The sequence below is a fragment of the Sphingomonas oryzagri genome (assembly GCF_029906645.1).
GTDB classification, from domain to species: Bacteria; Pseudomonadota; Alphaproteobacteria; order Sphingomonadales; family Sphingomonadaceae; genus Solisphingomonas; species Solisphingomonas oryzagri.
The window spans coordinates 328,777-345,436 of record NZ_JARYGZ010000002.1; the positions used below are offsets into that span (position 1 = coordinate 328,777).

The window sequence follows — 16,660 nt, forward strand, 5'->3', positions numbered from 1 at the left end:
GGGGGTCGTATAGCGGCTTCTCCTGTTGTCGCCTGAATTGGGCGCATATAGGGGTTTGATGAACAAAACGGAAGATGCGGGGCCGCCACAGCTGCCCCGCATTCCGTAAAGTCAAACGCTCAACCGCGCAGATCGGGCGCGAGCGCTTCCGTCTTCAGCCGCTCGACCAGCGTATCCAGCGCAATCACTTCCTGCCGCGCGTCGGTGCCGAGCGGGCGGACGGCGACGGTGCGCTCGTCCGCCTCGCGCTTGCCGAGGACGAGAAGGTACGGGACTTTCGCGAGACTGTGCTCGCGCACCTTGTAGTTGATCTTCTCGTTGCGCAGATCGGTCTCGACGCGGATGCCCGCCGCCGCCAGCGTCGCCGCGACCTCCTCCGCATAGCCGTCGGCATCCGACACGATCGTCGCCACCACCGCCTGCACCGGCGCCAGCCAGAGCGGGAACTTGCCGGCATGATGCTCGATCAGGATGCCGAGAAAGCGCTCGAACGTGCCGAGGATCGCGCGGTGGAGCATGATCGGGCGATGGCGGTTGCCGTCCTCGCCGACGTAGCTCGCATCGAGCCGCTCGGGCAGCACCGTGTCGGTCTGCAGCGTGCCGCACTGCCACGTCCGGCCGATCGCGTCGGTCAGGTGGAATTCGAGCTTGGGCGCATAGAAGGCGCCCTCGCCCTCCAGTTCTTCCCAGCCGAATTCCGGCGTGTCGCGGCCGGTCGCCGCCACCGCGTCGCGCAGCGACTGTTCGGACCAGTCCCACATCTCGTCCGAACCGAAGCGCTTTTCCGGCCGCAACGCCAGCTTGATCGCGTAACTGTCGAAGCCGAGATCCTTGTAGATCACGTCGAGCAGGTCGCAGAAGCGCTTTACCTCGTCGACCAGTTGATCGGCGCGCACGAACAGATGCGCATCGTCCTGCGTGAACTGGCGGACCCGCATGATGCCGTGAAGCGCGCCGTGCGGCTCGTTCCTGTGGCAGCAGCCGAATTCGGCCATGCGGATCGGCAGATCGCGATACGATTTGATGCCCTGGCGGAAGATCAGCACGTGCGCCGGGCAGTTCATCGGCTTCAGCGCCATCAGATCGCCCTCGCCGGAGAGGACGGGGCCGTCCTCTTCGGTATTGGGGATCTCGTCGGGCACGACGAACATGTTCTCGCGATACTTGCCCCAGTGGCCGGACTGCTCCCACTGGCGCGCGTCCATCAGCTGCGGCGTCTTGACCTCGACATAGCCCGACGCATCGAGCCGGCGGCGCATATAGGCCTCCAGCTGGCGCCACAGCATATAGCCCTTGGGGTGCCAGAAGACGGACCCTTGCGCCTCGGGCTGGAGGTGGAACAGGTCCATCTCCTGCCCGATCTTGCGATGGTCGCGCTTGGCCGCCTCTTCCAGCCGCGTGAGATGCTGGTCGAGCTGCTTCTTGTTGAGCCAGCCGGTGCCGTAGATGCGCGAGAGCATCGCGTTCTTCTGGTCACCGCGCCAATAGGCGCCCGAGACGCGCGTCAGCTTGAACGCGCTCGGGTCCAGCTTGCCCGTCGAGGCGAGGTGCGGGCCGCGGCACATGTCGAGCCACGCATCCTCGCCGTTGCCGGCGCGATACACCGTCAGCTCCTCGCCTTCTGGCAGTTCGGCGGCCCATTCGGCCTTGAACGTCTCGCCGTCGCGCTGCCAGCGCGCGATCAGGTCGGCGCGGCTCCACACTTCGCGGATCAGCGGCGCGTCTTTGGCGATGATCTTCCGCATCGCCTCCTCGATCGCGGGCAGGTCCTCCTCGGTGAAGGGGCGGTCCTTCGGCGCGAAATCGTAATAGAAGCCGTCGTCCGTCGACGGGCCGAAGGTGATCTGCGTGCCCGGAAACAGCTGCTGCACCGCCTCGGCCAGCACATGGGCGTAGTCGTGCCGGACGAGTTCGAGCGCGTCGGCCTCGTCCTTCGCCGTCACCAGCGCGAGGTTCGTGTCCGCCTCCAGCGGGCGCATGATGTCGCGCAGCTCGCCGTCCACCTTCGCCGCGATCGCCGCCTTGGCCAGCCCAGGCCCGATCGCCGCCGCGATGTCCGCCGGGGTAGTCCCCGGTGCTACCTCACGGACGGAACCGTCGGGCAGCGTGATCTTGAGCATCGCGGACATGGAACGGGCGTATCCTGTAGGGTTGGAATGCCCGCCTATGTACGGTTCCCGTGCCGTCACGCAACCCGACTCAGGCGACGGCGACGACTCCGGCGAACAGGAAATGTCCCGCCGCATCGAAATCATAGCCGATCACGATCGATGCGCCCGGCGCGCAGGCGTGGCAGGTCGCGGTCGGCGTCGTCACCAGCACGCGCAGATTGCCGGCGGGCGTCTTGTCGAAAGAGATCGTGCCGGGCGGCACCGGGAAGGCATCCGGATTGTCGGCCATCGCCGCCTTGTAGTCGGCACGCAGCTTGTCGCCGGCGGTCAGCTGATAGGCATCGACGTCGATCGGGTCGCCCGCCACCGGCACCAGCCAGGTGCCGCTGTTGGTATTGGCGCGGAACGGATAGGTGACGGTGGCGATGCCGACCGGCCCCATCTGCTTCCAGCCCGAAACATAACCCGGACTGTCCGCCGCGATCAGTTTTTGGGTGAAAGCGATCGAGGCGGCCGAGGCGCCGCCTTTCCTCATCAGGTCGATCAGGCAGGCGTCGACCACCTTGGCGTCGCCCTTGCGGCAGGCATCGATCCCCTGCCCCGACCACACCGCATCGGCCCCGAGCGCCGCCGTCAGCTTTTCGGGCGCGCGGCCGATCGGCGGCGCATAGGTGAAGCCGACATATTTCTCGGCGCCGATCAGGCTGCCGTTGCGCGTGATCGTCAGCCCCGCCGCCTCGCCGCCACGCGGGCGCTGGACATAATAGACGTAGCCGCCATTGGCGAAGCGGAAGCCGGGCCGGTCGCCGACGACCTCCGATCCGCCCAGCAGTCGGAGCGTCGGCTTGCTGGTCTGCTGCACGCCGTCCGGATTGATCACCGGGCCGCGTTTCGCGAATCCGAAGGCCTGATAGACCAGCCCCTGCGGCGTCTCCGTCACCACCACGGTGCGACGCGAATCGATACCGATGAAGCGCGTGTGCGCCAGCCATCGGCAATCGAGCTGCTTGTCGTCGATCTTCACGCTGGTGACGGTCGGGACTGTCGCGCCGCCCTCGTCGATCATGCCGGGATTGACCGCGTGGACGTTGCCGACCTCCTTGCCGGCCCGCGACAGCGACCAGAATATCTGACCCGCGCCGGGATCCGCCGGCCCGACCTGATAGGCCTGCGTATCGAACCGTCCGTTGCGGCGATCAAGCAACGTGATCAGGCTTGCGCCCTTGTCCACCTTGCCGGCGAACAGCGCGTAGGGGCTGCTCAGCGCGTCGCAGACGAACCAGCCGTCGCGTACCGGCGCCGCGTTGATCCGCGTGACGCTATCGTCGGGCGATGCTTCCGCGATCGCAGGAGCGGCGGACGATGCGGCGATCAGGGCGGCGAGCAAGGCGAAGGCGGCGCGATTCATGGGCATCCTTGTGCGGTGCGACGGTTCGACACGCAATGCGACGCGCGCGCTTCGGTTCCGTGGCCGGCCCATGGGTTGACCGCAAGCGCTCCCTCCCGTCTTGTGCGCGTCCATCCTTAACGGAGTGTGTGTGGCAAAGCGGCTGACCCTGTTCATCCTGATCGGCATGGTGCTGGGCTTCGGGGCCGGCCTGATCCTGCACGCCATGCTGGCGGGGCCTGAGCTCGATCAGTGGGCCGGCTACCTCACCATCTTCACCGATCTGTTCCTGCGCCTGATCAAGATGATCATCGCGCCGTTGGTCTTCTCCACTCTGGTGGTGGGCGTCGCGCATATGGGCGACACATCGGCATTGGGGCGGATCGGTGGGCGGACGCTCGGTTGGTTCATCGGCGCCACGATCGTATCGCTGACACTGGGCCTGATCCTGGTCAACCTGCTGCAGCCGGGTGCCGACAGCGGGCTGACCCTGCCGGCGAGCGCGGAAAGCCTCAATCTCGATACCAAGGCGTTCAACCTCCACGATTTCTTCGTCCACATCGTGCCGGCCTCGATGATCGAGGCGATGGCCAACAACGACATTCTGCCGATCGTCGTCTTCTCGGTCTTCTTCGGCGTGGCGATCGTCGCGGTGGGCGATGTCGCCAAGCCATTGGTAACGGGCATCGAGGCGCTGGTCGCAGTGATGCTGAAGATCACCGATTACGTGATGCGCGTCGCCCCGATCGCGGTGTTCGCCGCCATCGCGCACGCCGTGGCGATCAACGGCGCGGGCATCGTCCTCACCTTCGGGCGCTTCGTCGGCAGCTTCTACCTGGCGCTGTTCATGCTGTGGGCGGTTCTGATCGGCGCGGGCTTCGTGATGCTGGGCGGCCGCGCCGGGCGGCTGGTGCGGCTGATCCGCGAGCCGGCCCTGCTCGCTTTCTCCACCGCCTCGTCCGAAGCCGCCTATCCGCGGCTGCTCGAAGCGCTGGAGGAATTCGGCATACCGCGCCGCATCGCCAGCTTCGTGCTGCCGCTCGGCTACAGCTTCAACCTCGACGGCTCGATGATCTACATGACCTTCGCGACATTGTTCATCGCGCAGGTCTACGGCATCGACATTCCTATCGGTCAGCAGATCGTCATGGTTCTGATCCTGATGATCACCTCCAAGGGCATGGCAGGGGTGCCCCGCGCGAGCCTCGTCGTGATCGCGGCGGTGATGGGGCATTTCGCGATTCCGGAAGCCGGGCTGGTGCTGATCCTCGCCGTCGATCACTTCCTCGACATGGGTCGATCCGCCACCAACGTGGTCGGCAACGCGGTCGCCGCCGCCGTGGTGGCGAAATGGGAGGATGGGCGAGAGACGCTGGACGAACCCATGCCCGCATAGGATAAGGGTCCATCCTCCGGCGGAAGGCCTGCGCATGTTCTCCAAGCTGTTCCTCGATCACCCCGCCGATGTCGGCGAGACCTATACGGAACATGCCCGTGAGGCGTCGTCCTACGGCTTCACGATGATCGCGGCCGGCATGGCCTGCCTCGTCCACGCGGCGGTGCCGGCGCTGTTCAAATCGACCGGCAGCGAGACGATCAAGACGCTCAACGACCGCCTCGTCCGTAAGCGCGGCGCCAAGCGCGACGCCACCATCGAAACGCGCCACGGCGGATGGGTGATCTGAACCCGGCGGAGCCGCCGCACTTCCTCGAACGCGACGGCCTTCCCCGCCTCGCCTTCCGCTTCCGGCCCGGCCTGGGGCCGGCGATCCTGTTCCTGCCGGGCTATGCATCCGACATGACGGGCAGCAAGGCGGAGGCGATCGACAGCTGGGCGGCCGAGACCGGCCGCGCGATGCTGCGCTTCGACTATGCCGGCTGCGGCGAGAGCGAGGGCCGCTTCGATTCCGGCACGCTGGCGAGCTGGCGCGACGATGCGCTGGCGATGGTGGATGCGAGCGAGGGCGATCTCGTGCTGGTCGGCTCCTCGATGGGCGGGTGGCTGATGCTGCTCGTCGCGATCGCCCGGCCGGACCGGGTGCGCGCGCTGATCGGCATCGCCTCGGCACCCGATTTCTCGGACTGGGGCTACGACCAGGACGAGAAGATGCGCATCCTCCAAGAAGGCCGGATCGAGCAGCCGTCCGCTTACGGCCCGCCGATGGTGACGACGCGCGCCTTCTGGCAATCGGCCGAATCGCAGCGCCTGCTCCACGCGCCGATCCCGTTCGACGGGCCGGTCCGCCTGCTCCACGGCGAGGCCGACCCCGAGGTGCCGACCTGGGTGTCGCAGCGCGTCGCGGCGCTCGTCCGTTCAGCCGACGTGCAGACCATCCTCGTCAAGGACGGCGATCATCGCCTGTCGCGCCCGCAGGACATCGCGCTCCTGCTGCGCACCCTCGACACGTTGCTGGAGAGCCTGTGATCCTTCCCCTGCTGTTCGCCGTCGCGGCCGCCACGACTCCCGGCCCTGTCGACGGTCGCGGTACGCAGGCGCGCTTCGATGCCTGCGCCCGGTTGTCCGACACCGACCCGGCCGCCGCGCAGAAGGAAGCGATCGCCTGGGCCAAGACCGGCGGCGGCGTGGCGGCGGCCCAATGCCTCGGCATCGCGCGATCGGCCAGCGGCGACTGGAAGGGCGCGCTCGACGCCTTCACCACCGGCGCGACGCTCGCCGACCAGACTCATGACGGCCTGGCGTCGGCGAACCTCTGGGTGTCGGCGGGCAATGCCGCGCTGGCCGGCGGGGAGTTCGAGACGGCGCGCACGGATCTCTCGACCGCGATCGCCTCGCCGCTGCTGCCCGATCCGCTGAAGGGCGAGGCCTATGTCGATCGCGCCCGCGCGGCGGTGGGCGCCGGCGACACCGGCGCGGCGCGCGCCGATCTGGATCAGGCGGTGAAGCTGGTGCCGGCCGATCCGATGGCCTGGCTGCTCTCCGCCACGCTCGCCCGTCGAATGGGCGATACCACCCGCGCCAAGGCGGACATCAACGAGGCTATGCTGCGCGCGCCCAACCAGTCCGACATTCTCTACGAGGCCGGCAACATCGCCGCCACCGCCGGCGACATGGACGATGCCCGCGCGCAGTGGACCCGCGCCTCGACGGTCGAGCCGGACAGCGATGCGGCCAAGCGCGCCAAGGCGGAGCTGGCGGCATCGGGCGGCCCCGCGGCGAAACCGGCCGCCGCATCCAAAGCGAAGCCGCAGGGGCGCTAGCCATCGCCGCGCCGCGAACCTATCTTCGCGGCACCATGAAATATCTCCACACCATGATCCGCGTCTCCGACCCCGCCGAGACGATCCGCTTCTTCGAGCTTCTGGGCCTGAAGGAAACCCGCCGTTTCGACAGCGAGCAGGGCCGCTTCACCCTGATCTATCTCGCCGCCCCCGGCGACGAGGCGGCCGAGGTGGAGCTGACCCACAATTGGGGCGAGACAGGCTATGACGGCGGCCGCAATTTCGGCCACCTCGCCTATCGCGTCGAGAATATCTACGATCTGTGCCAGAGGCTGATGGACGCCGGCATCACCATCAACCGCCCGCCGCGCGACGGCCACATGGCGTTTATCCGCACACCCGACAACATCTCGATCGAACTGCTGCAGGCCGGCGATCGCCTCGCGCCCGCCGAACCCTGGGCGTCGATGCCCAATACCGGCAGCTGGTAAGCCCGATGGCGGTCTCGCTCGTCCCCGTCCCCGCGCTCAGCGACAATTACGTCTGGCTGCTCCACGACGATGCGAGCGGCGAGACGGTCGCGGTCGATCCGGGCGAGGCCGCGCCGGTGCTGAAGGCTGCGGACGAGCGCGGCTGGACCATCACGCAGGTGTGGAACACCCACTGGCATCCCGATCATGTCGGCGGCAACGCCGATGTGAAGGCGGCGACCGGCGCCACCATCACCGGCCCGCATGAGGAAGGCCGCATCCCGACGCTCGATCGCACGATCGGCGACGGTGATACGGTGACGATCGGCGAACATGAGGGCGTGGCGATCGCGGTGGGCGCGCACACCTCCGGCCATATCGCCATCCACGTGCCGTCGCTCGACGTCGTGTTCACCGGCGACACGCTGTTCGCGATGGGCTGCGGCCGGCTGTTCGAGGGAACCGCCGCCGACATGTTCGCCGCGATGCGCAAGCTGGAGGCGCTGCCCGCCGAAACCCGCGTCGCCTGCGGCCACGAATATACCGTGTCCAACGGCCGCTATGCCGTCACGGCAGAGCCGGGCAACGACGCGACGCGGCAGGCGCTCGCCGATGCGGAGGCGCTGCGTTCCGAGGGCAAGCCAACGCTTCCTTCCACCATCGCCGCCGAGCGCGCGACCAATCCCTTCATGCGCGCCGCGACCGTGGAGGAACTGGCCGAGCGACGCGCCGCCAAGGACGGTTTCAAGGGCTAGGCACCGCCGCACCGTCCTTGCGTTGTAGCATCGGAAAGGACTTCGCCATGCGCATCCTGACGCTCACCACCCTGCTCTCGCTGGCGGCGACCCCGCTCGCGGCCCGCGCGCCGTCGCAGGACCAGGCGCTCGCCGGTCGCACGCCCGGCGCGCCGACCAGCTGCATCACCCAGTCGCGGATCGACGACACGACGATCTTCGATTCGGGCGCGATCCTCTACCGGATGAAGGCCGGCCCCGATTATCTCAACACGCCGGGCTGCCCCAACCTGCGGCACGACCGCACGATCATCAGCCACACCTATTCCGGGCAGCTGTGCCGCGGCGACGTGCTGACCGTGGTCGACCCGCCGAGCGGTATGGGTTTCGGCGCCTGCCCGCTTGGCGACTTCATACCCTACGAACGGGTGAAGCAGCCCTAATAGGCGGACGCCTTGTAGAGCGCATCGAGCCGCGCGCCGTAGCGCGCGCGGATCACGTGGCGGCGGATCTTCATCGAGGGCGTAAGCTCGCTATTCTCGATGGTGAAGGCCTCATCCGCCACCAGCACGCGGCGTACCTTCTCGGTGGTGGATAGATCGGCGTTCACCCGGTCCACCGCGGCCTGCAACGCGCGCTGAAGCGCCTCCGGCCCGGCATCGGGCACCGTCTTCGCCCAATCCGCCTGCCATTCGGGATCGGGCACGACGAGGCCGACCAGATAGGGCCGCCGGTCGCCAGACACCATCGCCTGCAGGATTTCGGGCTGGAGCGTCAGCATTCCCTCGACCCGCTGGGGCGCGACATTGTCGCCCTTGTCGTTGACGATGATGTCCTTCTTGCGATCGGTGATGACCAGCCGCCCCTTGTCGTCGATGTGCCCGATGTCGCCGGTCGAAAGCCAGCCGTCGGGGGACAGAACCCGCGCCGTCTCTGCCGGATTCTGCCAATATCCCTTCATCACCAGTTCGCCGCGCACCTGGATCTCGCCATCCTCGGCGATGCGGATCTCGGTATCGGGGAGCGGCGGGCCGACCGTGTCGAGCTTGATCCCCGCCTTCGGGCGGTTGCAACTGATCACCGGCGCGGCTTCGGTCTGGCCATAGCCCTGCAGCAGCATCAGCCCCAAGGAGGCGAAGAAGCGCCCGACCTCCGGATTGAGCGGCGCGCCGCCCGAGACCAGCGCCTTCATCCGCCCGCCGAAACGCGCGCGCACCTTCTTGCGGATGGTGGCGGAGAGCAGCAGGTCCATCGGCCGCTGCCAGAGCTTCGGCCTGTCCGGCATCGCCTCGGCTCGCTGGAGCAGCCATGTCGGCAGCTGCCCCTGCTTCTCGATCGCCTTGGCGATGCGGGTGCGCAGCACCTCGAACAGGCGCGGCACCACCACCATCAGGGTCGGGCGCACCTCCTCGATATTGGCGGCGAGCTTATCCAGGCCTTCCGCATAATAGATCTGCCCGCCCAGCCCGACCGGCAGGTGCTGGCCGCCGGTATGCTCGTAGGCGTGGGAGAGCGGCAGGAAAGACAGGAACACCTCGTCCCCCCAGCCGAAATCCTCCGAGACGACATGCGATGCGCCCGCGACATTGTGGAGGATGGCGCCATGATGCTGCATGACGCCACGCGGCGCGCCGCCGGTGCCGGACGTGTAGATGATGCAGGCGAGATCGTCGCGTCGGAAGGCCTTCGCGCCTTCCGCACAGGCGCCGACATCCGAAGGGGCATTGGCGAGAGCCTCCCAGCTGCAGAATTCGAACGCGCCCTGCTGCCCGATCTTCATCGCCTCCATGCCGATGACGAGGTTGACCTGCCCGGCACGCAACACCGCCGGGATCAGTGTCGCGGCGAGCTTCGCCGTCGATACGATCACCGCTCTGGCGCCGCTGTTCTCGATCACATGCGCGTGATCGCGGGTGGTGTTGCTGGTGTAGGCCGGCACCGTGACGCAGCCCGCCGCCATGATCGCATAATCGGCGATGCACCATTCCGGCCGGTTCTCGGCGACAAGCAGCACCCGGTCGCCGGGTTGCAGCCCCTTGTCCCGCAGCGCCTGCGCCAGCGCCGCGACCTGGCGGCCCGCCTCCCGCCAGCTCGTCGGGGTCCAGGCGCCGTCCTGCTTGCGCCAGAGAAACGGCGCATCGCCCTTCTCCGCGACGCGCACGAAGAACATGGTGACGAGATTGGGGAAATGTTCGAGCAGACGCATGACCTCTCCTCCGCCGATCCGGGTGCCGGCGGTTTCATGACGCTACGGTTTCCGTCGCCTGACCGTGAAGCGCAACCCCTTGCCACCGCGATAATCGGTTGCCGCGTGCCACTGGCATGGACGATCCCGACCCGCGCGGTTATCGATCCGTGCGGCGTAACGATGAGGAGTTCGAGCGATGATCCCAACCGGCCGTAAGGTCAGCCGGCTTCTGGCAGGCCTCCTCGCCGTCTCGCTCGCTTCCTGCACGACGACGGCGCCGCAGCAGAGTGCCGTCGCGCCGACGACGCCCCCGGCGCCGACAGAACAGCCGCGCATCTTCGTCGCCGCCGCCAATCCGCTGGCCGTCGAGACCGGCCTCGCCACGATGCGCCGGGGCGGCAGCGCCATCGACGCCGCGATTGCGATGCAGGCGATGCTGGCGCTGGTCGAGCCGCAAAGCTCCAGCGTCGCCGGCGGTTCGTTCATGACGTATCTCGACGCCGCGAGCGGCAGGATCACCGTCTATGACGGCCGCGAGGAAGCGCCGGCCGGGGCCGATCCCGGCATGTTCCTCGGCCCCGACGGCAAGCCGATGCCTTTCTCCCAGGCGGTACTGAGCGGTCGCGCCACAGGCGTGCCGGGCGTACTCAAGATGCTGGCGCTCGCCCATGACGAGCATGGCAAGCTGCCGTGGAAGGACCTGTTCGGCGACGCGGTGAAGACCGCGACAGAAGGCTTCATCGTCTCGCCCCGCCTCGCCCGCATGATCCACGGCGATTATACGGAGAACAGCGCGCCGGACGTGAAGCGCTATTTCTCCAAGCCCGATGGCACGCTGCTCAACGCGGGCGACCGTCTCGCCAACCTGCCTTACGCGGACTTCCTCCGCCGTCTCGCGGCCCAGGGCACCGACGCGCTCTATACCGGGCCGACCGCCGCGAAGTTGGTTGCGCGGACCCATGACGGCCCGCTGCCCGGCACGATGACGCTCGCCGACCTCGCCGCCTACCATCCGGTCGAGCGCGAGGCGATCTGCCGGCCGTACCGGGCCTACAAGGTCTGCGTGCCGCCGCCGCCGTCCAGCGGCGCGGCTCTGCTCGAGTTGCTCGGCATCCTGTCGCATACCGACATCGACAAGCGCGGCCCCAACGATCCGCAGGCCTGGTTCGAGTTCGCCGAGGCGAGCCGCCTGATGTACGCCGACCGCAACCGCTATTTCGGCGACCCCAAGTTCGTCTCCGTTCCGATCCAGGGTCTGCTCGATCCCGCCTACATCGCCGAGCGCGCCAAGCTGATCGGTCCCGATGCCGCCGTGCCGCCGCCCGAGGCAGGGCATCCGGCGGGCGCGCAGGTGGCGGGCATCGACCATACGATCGACCCGACCGGCACCTCGCACATCATCATCCGCGACGCCGCCGGCAACGTCGTGTCGATGACGACGACGGTGGAATCGATCTTCGGCACCGGCCGGATGGTCGATGGCTTCTTCCTCAACAACCAGCTCACCGACTTCGACTTCGCGCCGAAGGATGCGACGGGGCGGCCGGTCGCCAACGCGGTGGCTCCCCGCAAGCGCCCGCGTTCGTCGATGACGCCGCTGATCATGCTCGACAAGGGCGGGCACTTCGCGGGCGCGCTGGGATCGGCGGGTGGCAGCGCGATCCTCGCTTATGTCGGCAAGTCGATGGTCGGCGCAGTCGACTGGCACATGCCGATGCAGGACGCCATCGCACTCCCCAACCTGATCGCGACCGGCCCGAATTTCTGGGGCGAGGTGGACAAGTTCCCGCCGGACGTCGTGAACGCGCTCGCCGCGCGCGGCGTGACGCTGCGCCCCGGACAGGGTGAGGATTCGGGCATCCAGGGCGTAATCGTGCGCGACGGCAAGTTCGACGGCGGCTACGATCCGAGGCGCGAGGGCCGCGCGATCACGGATTCGGTGGCGCCCTAACCCACCGCCTCCGCCAGCGTCTTGAAGCCATCCCGTTCCAGCAGCGGGACCAGCCCCCTGGCGATCCGCTTCGCCAGACCCGGCCCTTCGTAGACCAGCGCCGAATAGAGCTGGACGAGGCTGGCACCGGCACGGATGCGCGCATAGGCGTCCGCCGCCGATCCGATCCCGCCGGCGGCAATCAGCGGTACTTGGCCGCCCGTCGCGTGGCGGAACTCGCGCAGCTTGGCGAGCGCCAGCGGGCGCAGCGGCTCGCCCGAAAGGCCGCCCTGCTCCTCCGCGAATCTGGAAGAGAGCGGCGGGCGGGAGATCGTCGTATTGGAGACGATCAGTGCGTCCACCTTGCGATCGATCACCACGCGGGAGATCGCATCGATATCCACCGCCTCCAGATCGGGTGCGACCTTGAGGAATACCGGCGGCCCCGCTTCGCCCTTCGCTTCCATGACGCCGGCCAGCAGTTCGTCCAACGCCGCCGCCTCCTGCAGCGCGCGCAGGCCAGGCGTGTTTGGGGATGAGATGTTGATCGTCAGATAGTCGGCCACCGGTGCCATCATCCGCACGCCCGCCGCATAATCGGCGATGCGATCGGCGGCATCCTTGTTGGCGCCGACGTTGACGCCGACGATCCCCTGCCGCCTGCGCCCGGCCAGCCGCGCGAAGGCCTCCGCCTGCCCGCCGTTGTTGAAGCCCATGCGGTTGATCACGGCGTGGTCCTCGACCAGCCGGAACAGGCGCGGCTGCGGGTTGCCCTGCTGCGGCTTGGGCGTCAGCGTCCCCACCTCGACGAAACCGAAGCCCAGCCCCAGCATCGCGTCCGGCACCCGAGCATCCTTGTCGTAGCCCGCCGCGAGGCCGACCGGCGACGGGAAGCGCAGCCCCGCCACCTCCGTTGCCAGCCTCGGATCGAAGGCGGGCACCTTGCGCTTCGGCGCCATCTCCAGCGCGGACAGCGAAAGCAGGTGCGCGCGCTCCGCCTCGAAGCGGAAGACGAGCGGGCGGAGAAGGGGGTAGAGCATGAGCCCAGCTAGTGTTAATGGCGTGCCCTGTCACCTCTTCTCCCCTCCCAGAAAGGGAGGGGTCGGGGGTGGGTTCGCTCGGGGCGGGCGCAACCGGATACGGAGGCGAACCCACCCCAAACCCCTCCCTTTCTGGGAGGGGCTTATACCCCTTGACCCAGCCCCTCCCCGCGCCCACATGGCAATTCGGATCGAATCAGTCTGAATTGAGAACGGATCGCAAGAAGACATGCGCCGGAACCGGATATGAGACTCTCCAGCCTCGCCGACTATGCCGTCGTCATGATGGCCGCCGCCGCGCGGCATTGCCCGCATGCGCGCCTGTCCGCAACGATCCTCGCCGCCGAGACCGGCGTGCCGCTGCCCACCGCGCAGAAGCTGGCGGGCAAGCTCGCCGCCGCCGGCCTGCTGGAGACGCAGCGTGGCGCCGCCGGCGGCTTCGTACTGGCGAAGTCGTGCGAGACGATCACGCTGGCCGATATCGTTGAAGCGGTCGAAGGCCCGATCGCGCTCACTGCCTGTGTCGAGGAGGCCAAGCATGACTGCGCGCTCGAAAGCGCCTGCAAGGTCCGCCCGCACTGGGGCGTCGTCAACGAGGCGGTGCGCGGCGCGTTTGCCGGTGTCAGTCTTTCCAGCCTCGCCGCTTCTCCACCCGTTCGTCCTGAGCCTGTTGAAGGACGTGCCGCAGTCGAAGCGCTTGGAGCACGTGCTTCGACAAGCTCAGCACGAATGGGGGATAAGGCATCCCCGGAATTGAACTCGATGAGTGTCGCTTAAAATGGCCACCCAGAATCTCGAAGCTATCGCCGCCGCGGAGAAGCTGTCCACCTACGAGTGGGGCTTCAACACCGAGATCGAGCAGGAGTTCGCGCCCAAGGGCCTGAACGAGGATACCGTCCGCTTCATCTCCGCCAAGAAGAACGAGCCGGAGTGGATGCTCGACTGGCGGCTCAAGGCCTTCCGCCTGTGGCAGACGATGGAGGCGCCGGACTGGGCCAAGCTCAACGTCCCGCCGATCGACTATCAGGACGCCTATTATTACGCGGCGCCCAAGAAGAAGCCGACGCTCGCCTCGCTCGACGAGGTGGATCCGGAGATCCTGCGCACCTACGAGAAGCTCGGCATCCCGATCGCCGAGCAGAAGCTGCTCGCCGGCGTCGTCGAGGAGGAAGATCCGAACGCCCCGCCCAAGCGCAAGATCGCGGTCGATGCGGTGTTCGACAGCGTCTCGGTCGCCACCACCTTCCGCGAGGAGCTGAAGAAGGCCGGCGTCATCTTCCTGTCGATCAGCGAGGCGATCCGCGAATATCCCGAGCTGGTGAAGAAGTGGCTCGGCAAGGTCGTGCCCACGTATGACAATTATTTCGCCACGCTCAACTGCGCGGTCTTTTCGGACGGCACCTTCGTCTATGTGCCCGAAGGCGTGCGCTGCCCGATGGAGCTCAGCACCTATTTCCGCATCAACGCGGAGAATACCGGCCAGTTCGAGCGCACCCTGATCGTCGCCGACAAGGGCGCCTACGTCTCCTACCTCGAAGGCTGCACTGCGCCCCAGCGCGACGAGAACCAGCTCCACGCCGCCGTGGTCGAACTGGTCGCGCTCGACGATGCCGAGATCAAATATTCGACCGTGCAGAACTGGTATCCGGGCGATGCCGAGGGCAAGGGCGGCATCTACAATTTCGTCACCAAGCGCGCGCTCTGCCAGGGCAGGAACAGCAAGGTGAGCTGGACGCAGGTGGAGACCGGCTCCGCGATCACCTGGAAATATCCGAGCTGCGTGCTGGCGGGCGAGAACAGCGTCGGCGAATTCTATTCGGTCGCCGTCACCACCAACCGCCAGCAGGCCGATACCGGCACCAAGATGATCCACCTCGGCAAGGGCAGCCGATCGACCATCGTGTCGAAGGGCATTTCGGCGGGCCGATCGGACAACACCTATCGCGGCCTCGTCCGCGTCGGGCCGACCGCCGAAGGCGTGCGCAACTTCACCCAGTGCGATTCGCTGCTGCTGGGCGATCAGTGCGGCGCGCACACCGTGCCCTATATCGAGGTGCGCAATCCGTCGGCGCAGATCGAGCATGAGGCGACCACCTCCAAGATCAGCGACGACCAGCTCTTCTACGCGATGCAGCGCGGGCTGGACCCGGAGGCGGCGGTGGCGCTGATCGTCAACGGCTTCGCGCGCGAGGTGCTCCAGCAGCTGCCGATGGAGTTCGCGGTCGAGGCACAGAAGCTGCTGGGGATCTCGCTGGAGGGGAGCGTGGGATGAGCGCAACTCCGAATTTTGTCGATGATGCTGCCGATTTCCTGATCAGCACTACTGACGGCTCACCGAGCGAAAGGTCGCAACGGATCGCTGATTTTTATGAGTTTGCAGAAGCCCTTGCCTACAAAGCTGGCGCGGCCGGTTTTGTTGATCTCGCAGAACGAGGAACGCCGATTGCTATGGCTCGCGCGGTTGAGATGTCGCGGTCATGCTATCTAGAAGCTCACGCCGAAAAAGCTGACGATACTGGCGTAATCGCTGCCGCGCATTTGATGGCGTTCAATCTTGTCCGAGGATTGGAGCAAGCGCCGGAAGCCAAGAAGGTCGCTGAAATGGCAGCTTACTTATTTTCTCAAGAAACAGCTTATCGCCGCCTCTCCGGAAAGCAGACCTCCTCTAATGCTCAAAATTGAAAACCTCCACGCCGAAGTCGACGGCAAGGCCATCCTCAAGGGTATCACGCTCGCGATCAATCCGGGCGAGATCCATGCGATCATGGGGCCGAACGGCGCCGGCAAATCGACCACCGCCTATGTGCTCGGCGGGCGGCCCGGCTACGAGGTGACCGAGGGGACGGTCCGCTTCCGCCCCACCACCGTCACCCCGGACTTGATCCGGGGTCCCGCTTCTTCTTCTGCGGGGCAAGGCAGCGGGACCCCGGGTCAAGCCCGGGGTGACGAAGAAGATGGTTGGCTGGACCTCCTCGCGATGGAGCCGCACGAGCGCGCCGCCGCCGGCCTGTTCCTCGGATTCCAGTATCCGGTCGAGATCCCCGGCGTCTCCAACCTCCAGTTCCTGCGCGAGGCGCTGAACGCGCAGCGTAAGGGGCGTGGCGAGGAGCCGCTCAGCGGCGGCGAGTTCATCAAGCTCGCCCGCGCGCAGGCGAACGAGCTGGGCCTCGATCCGGAGATGCTCAAGCGGCCGGTCAATGTCGGCTTTTCGGGCGGCGAGAAGAAGCGCAACGAGATGGTGCAGATGGGCATCATCGGCCCCAAGCTCGCCATCCTCGACGAGACCGACAGCGGCCTCGATATCGATGCGCTGAAGACGGTGGGCCACGGCATCAACACGATCATGCGCCGGCCGGACCGCGCCGTGCTGCTGATCACCCACTATCAGCGGCTGCTCGATTACGTGAAGCCGGACTTCGTGCACGTGCTGGCGGGTGGCCGCATCGTCCGCTCGGGCGGGCCGGAGCTGGCGCTGGAGCTGGAGCGTGAGGGCTACGCGGCGGTGGCGGCATGAGCGCGGTGCTGAAAATCCTCCCCCGGCGGGGGAGGGGGACCGCTCGCGCAGCGAGTGGTGGAGGGGTAGCTCTCCGTATGGCGAATGGTTTGCCCAGCCGTGACCT

The 16,660-nt window shown here is 67.1% G+C and carries 16 protein-coding genes; 12 read left to right on the top strand and 4 right to left on the bottom strand.

All coding sequences use genetic code 11. The features are described 5' to 3' along the window. Positions 1-119 precede the first annotated feature (119 nt). Both thrS and QGN17_RS15645 read right to left on the bottom strand, forming a co-directional pair. Positions 120-2,129 (bottom strand): threonine--tRNA ligase, encoded by a 2,010-nt coding sequence (gene thrS, locus QGN17_RS15640; protein WP_281045528.1) that lies wholly within the window; start codon positions 2,127-2,129, stop codon positions 120-122. A 70-nt stretch (positions 2,130-2,199) separates the two neighbouring features. Further along, on the bottom strand, positions 2,200-3,519 hold the full coding sequence (locus tag QGN17_RS15645) for a hypothetical protein (protein WP_281045529.1): 1,320 nt from the start codon (positions 3,517-3,519) through the stop codon (positions 2,200-2,202). A 130-nt stretch (positions 3,520-3,649) separates the two neighbouring features. Here QGN17_RS15645 and QGN17_RS15650 point away from each other — a divergent pair, with 130 nt between their 5' ends. Genes QGN17_RS15650 through QGN17_RS15680 form a run of 7 tightly spaced genes read left to right on the top strand, consistent with a single transcriptional unit; the run spans position 3,650 to position 8,325 of the window. Further along, positions 3,650-4,894, top strand: coding sequence for a dicarboxylate/amino acid:cation symporter (locus QGN17_RS15650; protein ID WP_281045530.1), 1,245 nt, complete (start codon positions 3,650-3,652; stop codon positions 4,892-4,894). Positions 4,895-4,928: 34 nt separating this feature from the next. Then, the gene (locus QGN17_RS15655) at positions 4,929-5,183 is read left to right on the top strand and encodes a DUF6356 family protein (RefSeq protein ID WP_281045531.1); all 255 of its coding nucleotides are present in this window, start codon (positions 4,929-4,931) and stop codon (positions 5,181-5,183) included. Continuing rightward, a complete protein-coding gene (locus QGN17_RS15660; RefSeq protein ID WP_281045532.1) occupies positions 5,171-5,923 on the top strand; it encodes an alpha/beta fold hydrolase in 753 nt (250 codons plus the stop codon). The genes QGN17_RS15655 and QGN17_RS15660 overlap by 13 nt, the downstream gene beginning before the upstream one ends. Then, positions 5,920-6,717, top strand: coding sequence for a tetratricopeptide repeat protein (locus QGN17_RS15665; RefSeq protein WP_281045533.1), 798 nt, complete (start codon positions 5,920-5,922; stop codon positions 6,715-6,717). Before QGN17_RS15660 ends, QGN17_RS15665 begins: the two co-directional genes overlap by 4 nt. Positions 6,718-6,752: 35 nt before the next feature. Further along, positions 6,753-7,169: a VOC family protein gene (locus QGN17_RS15670; RefSeq protein ID WP_281045536.1), complete on the top strand. Its 417-nt coding sequence runs from the start codon at positions 6,753-6,755 to the stop codon at positions 7,167-7,169. A gap of 5 nt (positions 7,170-7,174) precedes the next feature. Then, positions 7,175-7,903 carry a hydroxyacylglutathione hydrolase gene (gloB, locus tag QGN17_RS15675; RefSeq protein ID WP_281045537.1) on the top strand — a complete coding sequence of 243 codons (729 nt, stop codon included), beginning with the start codon at positions 7,175-7,177 and terminating at the stop codon, positions 7,901-7,903. A gap of 47 nt (positions 7,904-7,950) precedes the next feature. Beyond that, complete coding sequence (locus QGN17_RS15680; protein ID WP_281045538.1) at positions 7,951-8,325, top strand: hypothetical protein; 375 nt, start codon at positions 7,951-7,953, stop codon at positions 8,323-8,325. Here QGN17_RS15680 and QGN17_RS15685 read toward each other — a convergent pair. Then, positions 8,322-10,088 (bottom strand): AMP-dependent synthetase/ligase, encoded by a 1,767-nt coding sequence (locus QGN17_RS15685; RefSeq protein WP_281045539.1) that lies wholly within the window; start codon positions 10,086-10,088, stop codon positions 8,322-8,324. The two genes, QGN17_RS15680 and QGN17_RS15685, sit on opposite strands and share 4 nt — an antisense overlap. Positions 10,089-10,266: 178 nt before the next feature. On the opposite strand from QGN17_RS15685, the gene QGN17_RS15690 reads away from it, so the two are divergent. After that, complete coding sequence (locus QGN17_RS15690; protein ID WP_281045540.1) at positions 10,267-12,021, top strand: gamma-glutamyltransferase family protein; 1,755 nt, start codon at positions 10,267-10,269, stop codon at positions 12,019-12,021. Here the strand turns inward: QGN17_RS15690 and QGN17_RS15695 are convergent. Further along, positions 12,018-13,040: a quinone-dependent dihydroorotate dehydrogenase gene (locus QGN17_RS15695; protein WP_281045541.1), complete on the bottom strand. Its 1,023-nt coding sequence runs from the start codon at positions 13,038-13,040 to the stop codon at positions 12,018-12,020. The genes QGN17_RS15690 and QGN17_RS15695 overlap by 4 nt on opposite strands. A gap of 246 nt (positions 13,041-13,286) precedes the next feature. Here QGN17_RS15695 and QGN17_RS15700 point away from each other — a divergent pair, with 246 nt between their 5' ends. From QGN17_RS15700 to sufC, 4 genes are read left to right on the top strand one after another with little or no spacing between them, the layout of a single operon-like run. Further along, the gene (locus tag QGN17_RS15700) at positions 13,287-13,817 is read left to right on the top strand and encodes an SUF system Fe-S cluster assembly regulator (protein ID WP_281045542.1); all 531 of its coding nucleotides are present in this window, start codon (positions 13,287-13,289) and stop codon (positions 13,815-13,817) included. 1 nt (position 13,818) lies between these two features. Continuing rightward, positions 13,819-15,312, top strand: a complete 1,494-nt coding sequence (gene sufB / locus QGN17_RS15705; RefSeq protein ID WP_281045543.1) for a Fe-S cluster assembly protein SufB — start codon at positions 13,819-13,821, stop codon at positions 15,310-15,312. Continuing rightward, the gene (locus QGN17_RS15710) at positions 15,309-15,722 is read left to right on the top strand and encodes a hypothetical protein (protein ID WP_281045544.1); all 414 of its coding nucleotides are present in this window, start codon (positions 15,309-15,311) and stop codon (positions 15,720-15,722) included. The genes sufB and QGN17_RS15710 overlap by 4 nt, the downstream gene beginning before the upstream one ends. Continuing rightward, entirely contained in the window at positions 15,709-16,554 is an 846-nt protein-coding gene (gene sufC / locus QGN17_RS15715; RefSeq protein ID WP_281045545.1) for a Fe-S cluster assembly ATPase SufC, read from the top strand. The genes QGN17_RS15710 and sufC overlap by 14 nt, the downstream gene beginning before the upstream one ends. Positions 16,555-16,660: the final 106 nt, after the last annotated feature.

Bases quoted from the DNA above. Each gene is read 5' to 3' on its own strand.
- QGN17_RS15710 (WP_281045544.1), top strand. From the start codon at position 15,309: ATGAGCGCAACTCCGAATTTTGTCGATGATGCTGCCGATTTCCTGATC.
- QGN17_RS15670 (WP_281045536.1), top strand. From the start codon at position 6,753: ATGAAATATCTCCACACCATGATCCGCGTCTCCGACCCCGCCGAGACG.
- QGN17_RS15645 (WP_281045529.1), bottom strand. From the start codon at position 3,519: ATGAATCGCGCCGCCTTCGCCTTGCTCGCCGCCCTGATCGCCGCATCG.
- gloB (WP_281045537.1), top strand. From the start codon at position 7,175: ATGGCGGTCTCGCTCGTCCCCGTCCCCGCGCTCAGCGACAATTACGTC.
- QGN17_RS15685 (WP_281045539.1), bottom strand. From the start codon at position 10,088: ATGCGTCTGCTCGAACATTTCCCCAATCTCGTCACCATGTTCTTCGTG.
- QGN17_RS15680 (WP_281045538.1), top strand. From the start codon at position 7,951: ATGCGCATCCTGACGCTCACCACCCTGCTCTCGCTGGCGGCGACCCCG.
- QGN17_RS15690 (WP_281045540.1), top strand. From the start codon at position 10,267: ATGATCCCAACCGGCCGTAAGGTCAGCCGGCTTCTGGCAGGCCTCCTC.
- QGN17_RS15655 (WP_281045531.1), top strand. From the start codon at position 4,929: ATGTTCTCCAAGCTGTTCCTCGATCACCCCGCCGATGTCGGCGAGACC.
- thrS (WP_281045528.1), bottom strand. From the start codon at position 2,129: ATGTCCGCGATGCTCAAGATCACGCTGCCCGACGGTTCCGTCCGTGAG.
- sufC (WP_281045545.1), top strand. From the start codon at position 15,709: ATGCTCAAAATTGAAAACCTCCACGCCGAAGTCGACGGCAAGGCCATC.
- QGN17_RS15700 (WP_281045542.1), top strand. From the start codon at position 13,287: ATGAGACTCTCCAGCCTCGCCGACTATGCCGTCGTCATGATGGCCGCC.
- QGN17_RS15660 (WP_281045532.1), top strand. From the start codon at position 5,171: ATGGGTGATCTGAACCCGGCGGAGCCGCCGCACTTCCTCGAACGCGAC.
- QGN17_RS15695 (WP_281045541.1), bottom strand. From the start codon at position 13,040: ATGCTCTACCCCCTTCTCCGCCCGCTCGTCTTCCGCTTCGAGGCGGAG.
- sufB (WP_281045543.1), top strand. From the start codon at position 13,819: ATGGCCACCCAGAATCTCGAAGCTATCGCCGCCGCGGAGAAGCTGTCC.